The organism is Lagierella sp. ICN-221743, from assembly GCF_037890055.1.
Classification (GTDB): domain Bacteria; phylum Bacillota; class Clostridia; order Tissierellales; family Peptoniphilaceae; genus Mediannikoviicoccus.
In genome coordinates, this window is the sequence record NZ_JBBKBD010000031.1 from 1 (window position 1) to 10,574 (window position 10,574).

Consider the following 10,574-nt stretch of genomic DNA (forward strand, 5'->3'; position numbering starts at 1 on the left):
TATATTATACTTATCAGAATTCATAAGACATCTTTCAAAATATGAATATGTATAGTCAGTTTCTTTTTCAAAGCCAAAACTTGAGAAATGGGGTCCATGATAAGTAACTAAACCTGTCTTAGAATAAATGGCATTAAGCAAAGCAGTAATATCAGAAAATCCACATATAATTTTGGGATTAGCCTCTATTAAAGAATAATCTATATACTCCAATATTTGATTAACATTAAATCCGCCTATGCAGGTAAGTATAGCCTTAACATTTTTATCTAAAAAGGCTTCGTGTAAATCTTCAACACGAGACTCGATACTTGAAGAGTTCACTTCATCAATTTCACGACTGTTTCGTGAAAAAGTTATTTTAAAACCTTTTTCCGTTAACAATGTTAAAGCCTTATCAAAAGTATCTTGCCTTACTACACTCAAACTTCGAGAAGGAGCTATAACCCTTATCTCATCTCCAATTTTTAATTTATTAGCAATCATTTAAACACTCCTCCTGAATATGTTATATTAAATATTCCAATTCATAACTTCTCATGCACTACTTACAACAATTATACCCAATTGCTCTAACCAATGCATGAATGCTTTCAATAAAAATCCCTGAAACCCTTATGTTAAAACATTTATGCACCCTGTCACTATTATGACACGTTCCTCGGTGGCAAGAAAAAAATGTCCAGATTATTTGATCTGCCCCTTTGAAATTTATTATTTTATTATAAATAAGTTTTCAAGCCAATATTAGTTTAATATAGAATAAAAGATATACATCCCTCTCTACAATATGATATTTATCACTTTCACTTCGATAAATATCTATGTATTCAATCTTATCTTTTACAAGATTATGTGTCAATAATACAGCATATAGACTTACTACTTCTGATAATGTCTCTGCTTATGTTACTTCATCCTTAGAGAATGGGCAATCCAAAATAATCTGTTCTAACACTATAGAAATCCTCAAAATAATCTTTATGAAAGTCCCGAAAACTGCCTTGATCTTATGTTCAATTTTATTACGTAGGGATTCCCCCACTTCATTTGATTTGAATAGAATATTTCCACTTTGAATATATGTCTTTTACTTCATAAAATTCAATTTGATCCAAATACTCGTTTTAAATCTGTCATCTAAATTATATTTTTCCTATCATTCAGAAGTAAAAAAACACCAATTTCATTTTTTTAGTAATGTACTACCATTCAAGTTTTCTAATTGATACAGGTATGCTCCCTCATCAACTATTTTAAAACTATGATTTCTCGATTCTATTTTAAATTTTATATTTAGGCCTCAATTTTCATCCTGTTTTTGAAATAAATATCTTAACCCTTCCTTGTTGCTATCATTATTGTCGTTCCCAATATCATTAATTATAGGCTTATCATTATATATATCATACCCATAAGGCTCAGTAATAAATATACCCTTTCCATTTGAATAAGAAAGTAATTCTGACTGATAGGACTTCGATGTATCAACAGGTATCTTTCCACTTAAAGTTGTCTCCTCTCCCTTGGCTATTATATCTTCAATAGAAGCCCTCATCTTTCTAAGATCACTCATAACCCTTCCGCAGAAATCATTTGGAACTTGAACTGTATATTTTAAATAAGGTTCTAATATTTCAGTTCCTGCTTTTCGAAGAGCTTCCCAAAATACATATGGTGTTAAATTCCTAAAGTCAGAGGGGGTACTTACCGGGCTATAGTATAATCCGTAGTCAAAAGTTACCTTTAAGTCTGTAACTTCCCATCCATAAAGCCCTTCTTTACAAGCCTTCTCTACAGCATCTTTTACTGCATTTTGAAATGAATTATTTAAATATCCATAGGACACCTCTGTCTTATATAATAATCCTGACCCTATTGGTAGTGGTTCTATTGACAGTCCAATAGATGCCCAATAAGGATTTGGTGGAACCTCTATATGGATTACTGCTTTAGAGTTTCTCTTAGGTCGTTCTTTATATATTGTTTTCAATTCACCAAATCTAGCATCTATTTTGTATCGGCTTTTAAGTAGTGATTCTATTACTTCCATTTGAATATTTCCAAATAGCTTCAATATGATTTCTCCAGTATCTCCGTTAATTTCACAATCGAGAAATGGGTCTTCTTCAGTTAATTCAAATAGTGCTTCTATCAGTTTGCTTCTTTTGCTTAAATCACAAGGTTTAATTGATGCTCTCAATGCCGGTTGGGCTATCTTTATATCTAAAATCCCGTCATATTTCTTACCAATATAATCACCTATCTTCAGAGAATTAGCATTAGAAATAATAGCAATATCCCCACTATTAACCTGATCTACCTTCACAATTTCACCATTCATAATTGATTCCAGACTTTTTATCTTGAAAGTTTCTTCTGTGCCATTTATATAAACATCTTGACGTGTCCTTATATTCCCACTGAATACTCTTAAGAAAGTCATCTTTCTAGATTTTTCATCCCTATCAATCTTATAAACATACGCTGATAAAAGGTCTTCAGTATTATAGCTCTTGGTAGGAAGATATTTAGTAATGGCAAATAATAGCTCGTCAATTCCAATATTTTTTAAAGCCGAACCATGAAATACAGGATAAAGATTGCAGTTATTAATCTCATCCAAAAATACATCATTATATTCTTTTTCTGCAATGACATCGCCATTTATATATTTTTCTGCTAGATAATCATTTATATCCAGTAACTTCTCTATTATTTGACTTTGAATTACTTTATCATCCCTTACATTTGTCAATTCAAAATCACCTTTATCTTTTATTTTAACTGATTGCATTATTGCAAGATTAGAAGTTAATTTCTCCTGTATTTGAGTGTATATCTCATCCAAACATACTCCCTTTCGATCTATTTTATTCACAAATATAAGTGTTGGTATATTTAATTTCACTAAAGTATTAAAAATCACTTTAGTTTGGACTTGAATTCCTTCTTTTGCTGAAATTACTAAAATAGCTCCATCTAACACTTTCAGAGTTCGCTCAACTTCGGCTATGAAATCCATGTGCCCAGGTGTATCTATGATATTTACCTTTGTATCATTGTAATTAAATGAAACTGTAGACGCCCGTATAGTTATTCCCCTATCTCTTTCAAGTTCCATCGAATCCGTTGTCGTTGTAGCATTATCAACTCTTCCAATTTTATTAATCGCCCCACTTTTATATAATAAACCTTCTGTAACAGTTGTTTTACCTGCATCAACATGTGCTAATATTCCTATATTAATAATTTTCATTTTATACCTCCATAATTATATAAAAAATCCCCTGTGATAAAATACTCTCTTCACAGGGGAACTTATTTTTTATATAACTGCTTAAAGTAAATATGACATATACAATTCGATATAGCATAATCGTGCTATATCTTTAATCTGGTCAATGCCTTATAATACATAAAAATATAAATTTATTATTATGAGAATATTTTTAAATAAAAGTACAATTAACAAGCCATACAAATATTAACTAGTATGGAAAATGTACTTGTTCTATTTTATTAATAGTTATTTAAAAATACTATGCCTCATATGATAAAACTCCTTTAATTAATACTACATATTATAATATTTGTTTTTATTATATTTGTCAAGGAAGATTTGATCCCTTAACGCATTTAACTTGTCATATTACTAATAACTCGTAGAGATTTTTATAGGAATTCATCTTTACATGATATATTCAAATCTTAATTTTCCAGATTAGATGATGTTGACCCTCTGCCCAATAATTCTCTAGGAAATATTCAGGTTCACCAAACCTTTTTCTCCATATTTTCTGTGCATTGGAATATCCACTATCCATACAAAACTCTTTGATTCCTTTACATTGTAATTCTTGAATCATAGCATTCAATAGTAAATTACCTATACCCTGTCCTTGGTAATCTGGTCTTACAAAAACTGTACCTATTTCATAAAGGTTCTTATATTTTCCATGTGTACAACTATTAATTAGGTCACTGGCAGGTCCATATTCTATTGTACCTACTATACAGCCCTCATATAAAAAATTGAGGATGAATACTTTATATCTACGACATCAAAAGAATTACCATTTAAAAGATTATTTACTTTTCTGTCTAAGCCTGCCTCAGTCATCGCAGTAAAGGTTTTTACATTCATTTATCATTCTCCTAAAATTAATAATTTATTAAGTAATCTGTCCCATTTGTTGAACTAGTCTTTTATAAAATGGCTTTTACATTCCCAATTCCACATCTTTCATCATTCAATTCTGTAGCAATTTGATTAATCGCTATCAGGTCAAATGATTACGCATTGTAATAAATTCCCACATCTATATCAGAATCTTCTGTATGGGTGCCTCTTGCACATGAACCCCTAATATAATACCTCTCACGCAAGGCCAAGAAGATAATTTCTCTGTTACCATTTGAATAGCATTGTCTACCATACTAATACACCCCTTTAATATCAAAAGCTATAGTCCCTTTTATTGGTCCACTTACAATTTATCAGTACTAAAAATAAAATAATTATCGTTCCAGCATACCCTTTCATTAACACTTCCAGTGCCTCCAGGCTAGGTATATCAAGAAAATTACTTGGTTCATCCATTAATAATATATTATAACTACCCATAAGCTTTTTGGCCAGCATTAATTTAATAATTTCGCCCCCACTTAAACAGATGGTTTTTTGTTAATATCCCCATCTTTAATTCCCATGGAAGTGAGTAATGAGCGGTTTTTGGAAATATTGTAATCACAATCCTCCTGTATAAATTCCATAACCTTTCGATTATGGTTATATTTATACCCATTTTAGGAAAATTAGCCTACTTCTGCCTTAGGGGATATTGATATACCATCTTCATGGTTTAATATCATTTCGATTAGAGTTGTTTTCCAGTACCATTTTCTCCAGTTAGTGCCACATTTGCCCCGATAGGAATTTGGAAGGAGGCTTTTTTAAATAGCACATTATCCCCAAAGTTCCTATTCCCTTCTTCTCCAATAATAGGGTAGGGATTATGAAGTTCAAATGCCTTGCTCTGTTTAAAACGAATAGCGCTGACGTTTTCTAGAGCTTTTATTTCCCCCAAACCTTCAATTCTCTGCTCAATGGACTTAGCAGCATTATGCAATGTTTCTTGCTTGTTTCCTATAGTTTTCTGATGGAATATTTATTTTACTGGCTTCTACCATTCCCTTCCCTAAAAGGATGTGCAACATTCATTTCTACATATTTTTCAATAATACTATCAAAATCGGACCCTGGCATCTTTTCAATAACTTCCAGGTTAGATTCTAAAAATCCAACAGGAGCAAAACGAAAATTACCTTTTGATAAATTAACTGTCCTTATTTTTCTTGCACAATCAAATACATCTTGAAATATATAATGATGAATTTGTTGCACTCCCTTAAATGTTCCTACTTCAAAAGTATCTATTATCCCGTCATCAAAAAGTTCATAAGCTCTTTTTTGTTAATTCTGTATTTTCCCACATAAATCATACCTCCTTTTCATATAACATATCTCTTGTTCCATATTCCCCCTGTTATTCTATAAACTCTTTTGGGATTATGCCTTCTGAAAATCTTACTCTTTTATGTAAGAAGTTATCAGCTTTTAACTATTAAAATTATCACTAAACCCAAAAGATTTGTTGCACATTTTTCTATATCCACGACGCAGTTTATAAACTACACGCTTCTTTAATTATAATATATTTTCATCTTTTAGTTCTTTTATTGCCTTTTTCACGGCTGTTTTTATTACAAAATATAGGATTATTGCTGGTATTCCTAGGTATAAAGGTAATGAAATAAAAAGTGAAGGTAAAACATTAATCATATGAGTTCACTCCTTTAATTTCAATTAAGTTCGCTTAATACTACATATACGTAATTATTATTATTATTTTAAATGTAATTATACTAACTAATTGTCAACTATTAAAGAACTAATATTCTTGCCCCCTCTCATACATTGCTTACAGCAATCAACTTTAATTACTCTAAGCAATACACAAAATATATTTATTTAAAGTTCCTGAAACCCTTGGTTTCATAACATTAACTGCACCCATCACTATTATGACACGTTCCCCTGTAGCTAAATCTATATTAGCAAATAGTTTATCCTTAATTTGAAGACTTTTTTTATAATCATCAAGCTTTAAATACTTTTTCATTAATTCTGAATTATTTCTATAATTTTCTTCAACTATATCAGCTAATGAATTATACATACCTGAAGCTAAATAAACTACCGCAGATTTTATTGCCTCTTTTTGGTATACTCTATCTCCACATAAAATGTCCAAAAATCTTTCCCACTTATCTAAGTTAAGACATGATCTGTTATAATTTTCATTTACTTTAAGAATCAAATCCTTTTGATTAAATACAATTTTACTTTCCATTCTATTTCTCCTTAGATAAAGATACAGTAACATCATTACCGTAAACATCCGTAAATATAAATACTGTTTTATCTCCCAATAATTTATTTGGTATATGCCACTCTATACTTTCAATTTTATTATCGTTGTAATTTATTTTTGTATCTCTATCTTCCTTTTTGTTGCTTTCTATCTCATTCCAAAATCTTACATCGTCTAATAAAAATTCTTTTCCATTATAATCATAGTTCACAAATATACTTGATAGTGTTAAAAAATTGTCTGATACTATGCCATTAAGTGGATCGCTAATGAATTTTGCAACTTTTAAAATTGCTTCTTTTTTCGTTACTACTAATTCACACTCAACTTCTGGTGTATATATAAATTGAAATCCCTTCATTTCTTCTATATCATTTACATCATCTTTACTTCTTGGCTGTCTAGACTTTGTGAATGGTGTTTTATGAAGTTCTTCTATCATTTCATACGGAACTTTTAGAAAGTAATATCTTGTATCATCTAGTTCTTCATAGTCTGCAATAAAATCCACTCTTGTTGCAGGAGCAACAATATATACTCTACTATATCTCTTAGATTTTATATTCTTGTGAAGTTCATTTATATAATTATAGTCTACAGCCGACTCTTTATGTTCAATATAATTAAAAACTTTTACTGGAAATCCTCTTTTTTCTCCGTCAAATTTTACTCCTGAAGATTTTATTTCTTTAGTATCATATTCAAAAAGTTGAGATACATAATCTTTATATTTATCCCATTCAAGATTTAATGTAGTTCCTAAATCATACATTCCAAGTTTACAAGTTATGAAAGACTTTGCTGGTTTACTATATATTTTTGATTTATCTTCTAAGCTCTTGCTGTCTTGAATCTGTAGAATTCTCTTTTGCATGGTAAGAAAAGCTAGTTTCCCTAAATCGCATGTTATCCAACGTCTTCCAAGTTTCTCTGCCACAGCCATACTTGTTCCTGATCCTCCGAAAAAATCCATAATAAGATCTCCTTCGTTGGTGGAAGCTTTTATTATTCGTGATAATAATTCTTCTGGCTTTTGAGTTGGATATCCTGTTATCTCTTTTGATGTTGCAGCTTGTTGAAAAGACATTATATCATCCCAAACATCATTTATAGCAATACCTTTCAATTCATCTAAATATTGTCTCTCACCGTTACTTCTATCATCTCTATACTTTCTCCCATTATCATCTATTTTTTTAAATCGTGCCAAATACTCTTTTTTATAATCTAAAATATATTGTTTATTGAATATGGGATTGTCTGATTTTGAATAGTATAAAATTACGTCATGACCTCTAATCCAGTTTTCTGCTTTTGTTTTATATCCTGAAGATGTTTTTGTAAACCATATTATTTGTCTTTTATAATTATTTTTGCCGAAAATTTCATCCATAATAGTTTTTATATAATCAACCATCTTTTCATCCAAATGAACATATATTGAACCATCATCAGATAGTATTTCCTTGGCTAAAATAAGTCTCCTTCTTATAAATTCAAGAAACTCAGACCCTTTTTTCTTATCACTATAAGCTTTTGCTCCTTCTTTATTTTCAAATTCATCTTGTGTAGCAAAAGGTGGATCTATATAAATAAGTTTTACTTTTCCTTTAACTTTGTCTTTTATTAACGGATCTTTATTTTCGTTTATTGTTTTTAAAAACTGAAGATTATCTCCAAATACTATCATATTCCTCCATCCATCTTCAAAAGCTGGATGTTCATCACCATTAAATATGCGATCTATTTGTAGTGGTACAGGGAATGTTCCATCTTCACCAGCAAGGATATCTTCTTTTCTCATTTTCCCTGCATATGTTAATTCATATTCTTCTTGAAGATTTGGAAATAGCATATATTTATAATCTTCTGGTATTTGCTCTCCATTTTCTATAAGGTTTATTATATATTTCTTTTCTATTTCATTTAATCTATTCATTTAATTCACCTATATTATTTTTACACTTTCTCGAATTTAATATATACTTTATTGTATCATGAATTATTGTTCATTTTCAATGCCTCGCTTCATTGTAATAAAAAACCAAAAAAATAAAGGCAGTCCGAAGACTGCCGATATTTATCTTTCTGCACCTTTGCTATGGTCTTTCTTAGTTGACTTAGTTTTGTCATCTATCTTAAAGCTTTTTATTTGCCCTAATATGGACTTTTTATCCTTGTCTTGACTCTTTACTTGTTCTTTTGCTTTTAAGAGCTTAGAAGACAAAATACGAACATTTTTATGTTCCTTTCCGTTGTTATCAATGCTTGTTTTTACTTGTCCGAAGATTTTAACAAAATCGCCTTGTTTAAGGTTCTCTAAATCTTTTGTCTTATCTCCATAGGCTGAACAATTGGTATAAACTTTATTTCCATTGTCATCTTTTGAAACAATTGAAAAATTACTTACTTTGAACTTTTCTCCATTAGCGTTTTCTCTTTCAAGATTTTCTACTTGACCTGATATATTACCCACGAGATTTATAAGATTATCTTTTTCTTCAAGTTCATTGGTATTTTCAACAATCTTACCTTGTTCTTTCATATCATCAATCATATAATCAAAGTCATCGCTTAGTAGACCTGTTGTATCATTGTTCATATATAAAACATAGACTTCTTCAAGTGCCTTTTCATCATTAACACCCTTTTCTATACTCACAAGTGCTTTTATAAAATCTTTGTAATTATCATTCATCATTTCTTCTAAGTTTTCTCTAATATCTTTGTATTCCATATTTTCCTCCTTGTAATGAATAAGGAGAGCCTTTCGCTCTCCTCTATCGTTCTTGTCCTTTTTCACTTTTTTCTTGGTTTTTATCTTTTTCTTCTTCTGATTTGAATTTTGATATTTGTCCTAATATTGATGGCTTCTCTTCCCTTGCGTTAAGATTATCTTCTACATCATAAGTTGATTCAAAGTAATCACTATCTTTAAAATCATTGTCATACCTATCTGGTATCCCGTCATTATCAAGATCTTTTGCAAGTGGATCATAGAAGTTTCCATCATCATCTATTTCTAAGCCTAAAGCTTGTTTCAAATCTTCTTCATCTACTGATACCAGATCATCAAAACTTGACATCTTTATGGCTTCAGTCATATCTTTAAGAGCTTGTGAATTAGATATATCTTCATCTACAAAAGATTCTGTTCTAATAGCTACATCATCTACATACTGAGTCCATGTTTTTTCTTCCAAATTTACCTCATATTGAATAGAGTGCTTACCATCTGGTGTCTCTGTATAGGCAAGTCCTATATGGCTTAAATCGGGATATAGTTTGTCAAAGTCTTCATAGCTATTAGATTCTGAAAACTCATAGTTAGAATAATCAACTATCGCCCTCTTTAAATCTTCTAATAGTGGTGATTGGTTTTCTAACTCTTCTACTTCTCCCATATCTAAAAGTTTATTAATCTCAGCTAATCTTAGCGTCTTATCCCTTAACTCATCTGCTTTTTCAAATGGTTTTGTCAATTCTACTTTGGCATTTTCTAAAGATTCTTTATAGTTTTCAAGGTTTTGATTTAATCTTTCAAGTTTTGAAGGCATTTTTTCAATGGCATTATCAAGCCTTGTTATATTACCATCAGTAGAGTTTGAAAACTCTCCAAAGTATTCTGCTTTTCCTAGAAGTTTAAAAGTGTGAGTGTTAGTCATAAAGTTATATGAAACTTGTAAGTCTAAATTTCTATATTTACCAATAACCTTGCTATCATTTATCTTTACCTTTTTTATTTCTTCTAATAGCTTCTCTCCAGCTTCTTTCTTATCTAAAATTTTATTTGTCCCAAGACTGATTGAAGTGAATTTGCTATCTCCTTCTCCTAATTTCTCAACATTTGCAATATCTTCTTTAACTGCTTGTATTTCCATTTCAGTTTTTAAAATACTTTGAGGATAAATTTTATTTACCTTATCTTCGAGCTTATATTTATTAGACTTGTAGTTTGCTTCAAGCATTTTTATTTTTGTAACTTCGTTATCTAAATCCATTTTTTCTTTAATTAGAGGATTGCCAGTAGCTAAAGCCTTAATTTCTGAATAAGATAGACTTGCTTCATCAACATCTTCTGCAACTCTTACTGGAGTTTTTGAAGTCATAATTTGAGAAATGAATTTCTGCTTATTT

12 protein-coding genes and 1 pseudogene are annotated in these 10,574 nt (G+C 30.1%); all 13 read right to left on the reverse strand.

The window, feature by feature from the left end; translation table 11 throughout:
• Window positions 1-486, reverse strand: a 486-nt coding sequence (locus WKS98_RS09445; RefSeq protein ID WP_498918810.1) for an LD-carboxypeptidase, incomplete at its 3' end; no start/stop codon positions are given.
• Window positions 487-904: 418 nt separating this feature from the next.
• Window positions 905-1,081, reverse strand: coding sequence for a DUF1697 domain-containing protein (locus WKS98_RS09450; RefSeq protein ID WP_196793341.1), 177 nt, complete (start codon window positions 1,079-1,081; stop codon window positions 905-907).
• 222 nt (window positions 1,082-1,303) lie between these two features.
• Window positions 1,304-3,259: a tetracycline resistance ribosomal protection protein Tet(T) gene (gene tet(T) / locus WKS98_RS09455; protein WP_013668947.1), complete on the reverse strand. Its 1,956-nt coding sequence runs from the start codon at window positions 3,257-3,259 to the stop codon at window positions 1,304-1,306.
• Between the two features lie 445 nt (window positions 3,260-3,704).
• Window positions 3,705-4,043, reverse strand: a complete 339-nt coding sequence (locus WKS98_RS09460) for a GNAT family N-acetyltransferase (RefSeq protein WP_111829051.1) — start codon at window positions 4,041-4,043, stop codon at window positions 3,705-3,707.
• Complete coding sequence (locus WKS98_RS09465; protein WP_258451868.1) at window positions 4,013-4,147, reverse strand: hypothetical protein; 135 nt, start codon at window positions 4,145-4,147, stop codon at window positions 4,013-4,015. The genes WKS98_RS09460 and WKS98_RS09465 overlap by 31 nt, the downstream gene beginning before the upstream one ends.
• Before the next feature lie 149 nt (window positions 4,148-4,296).
• Window positions 4,297-4,395 carry a nucleotidyltransferase domain-containing protein gene (locus WKS98_RS09470; RefSeq protein ID WP_439096147.1) on the reverse strand — a complete coding sequence of 33 codons (99 nt, stop codon included), beginning with the start codon at window positions 4,393-4,395 and terminating at the stop codon, window positions 4,297-4,299.
• 485 nt (window positions 4,396-4,880) lie between these two features.
• Entirely contained in the window at window positions 4,881-5,132 is a 252-nt protein-coding gene (locus WKS98_RS09475) for a hypothetical protein (RefSeq protein WP_051403570.1), read from the reverse strand.
• A 44-nt stretch (window positions 5,133-5,176) separates the two neighbouring features.
• Window positions 5,177-5,407, reverse strand: coding sequence for a Fic family protein (locus WKS98_RS09480; RefSeq protein WP_425329677.1), 231 nt, complete (start codon window positions 5,405-5,407; stop codon window positions 5,177-5,179).
• Window positions 5,408-5,710: 303 nt separating this feature from the next.
• The gene (locus WKS98_RS09485) at window positions 5,711-5,845 is read right to left on the reverse strand and encodes a hypothetical protein (RefSeq protein ID WP_255371036.1); all 135 of its coding nucleotides are present in this window, start codon (window positions 5,843-5,845) and stop codon (window positions 5,711-5,713) included.
• 163 nt (window positions 5,846-6,008) lie between these two features.
• Window positions 6,009-6,416: a hypothetical protein gene (locus tag WKS98_RS09490; RefSeq protein WP_039121406.1), complete on the reverse strand. Its 408-nt coding sequence runs from the start codon at window positions 6,414-6,416 to the stop codon at window positions 6,009-6,011.
• Window position 6,417: 1 nt separating this feature from the next.
• Complete coding sequence (locus WKS98_RS09495) at window positions 6,418-8,376, reverse strand: DNA methyltransferase (protein WP_052151278.1); 1,959 nt, start codon at window positions 8,374-8,376, stop codon at window positions 6,418-6,420.
• Between the two features lie 141 nt (window positions 8,377-8,517).
• Window positions 8,518-9,174, reverse strand: coding sequence for a DNA-binding protein (locus tag WKS98_RS09500; protein ID WP_284793611.1), 657 nt, complete (start codon window positions 9,172-9,174; stop codon window positions 8,518-8,520).
• 43 nt (window positions 9,175-9,217) lie between these two features.
• Window positions 9,218-10,574: pseudogene (locus tag WKS98_RS09505) on the reverse strand (helicase-related protein); the annotation flags it as partial.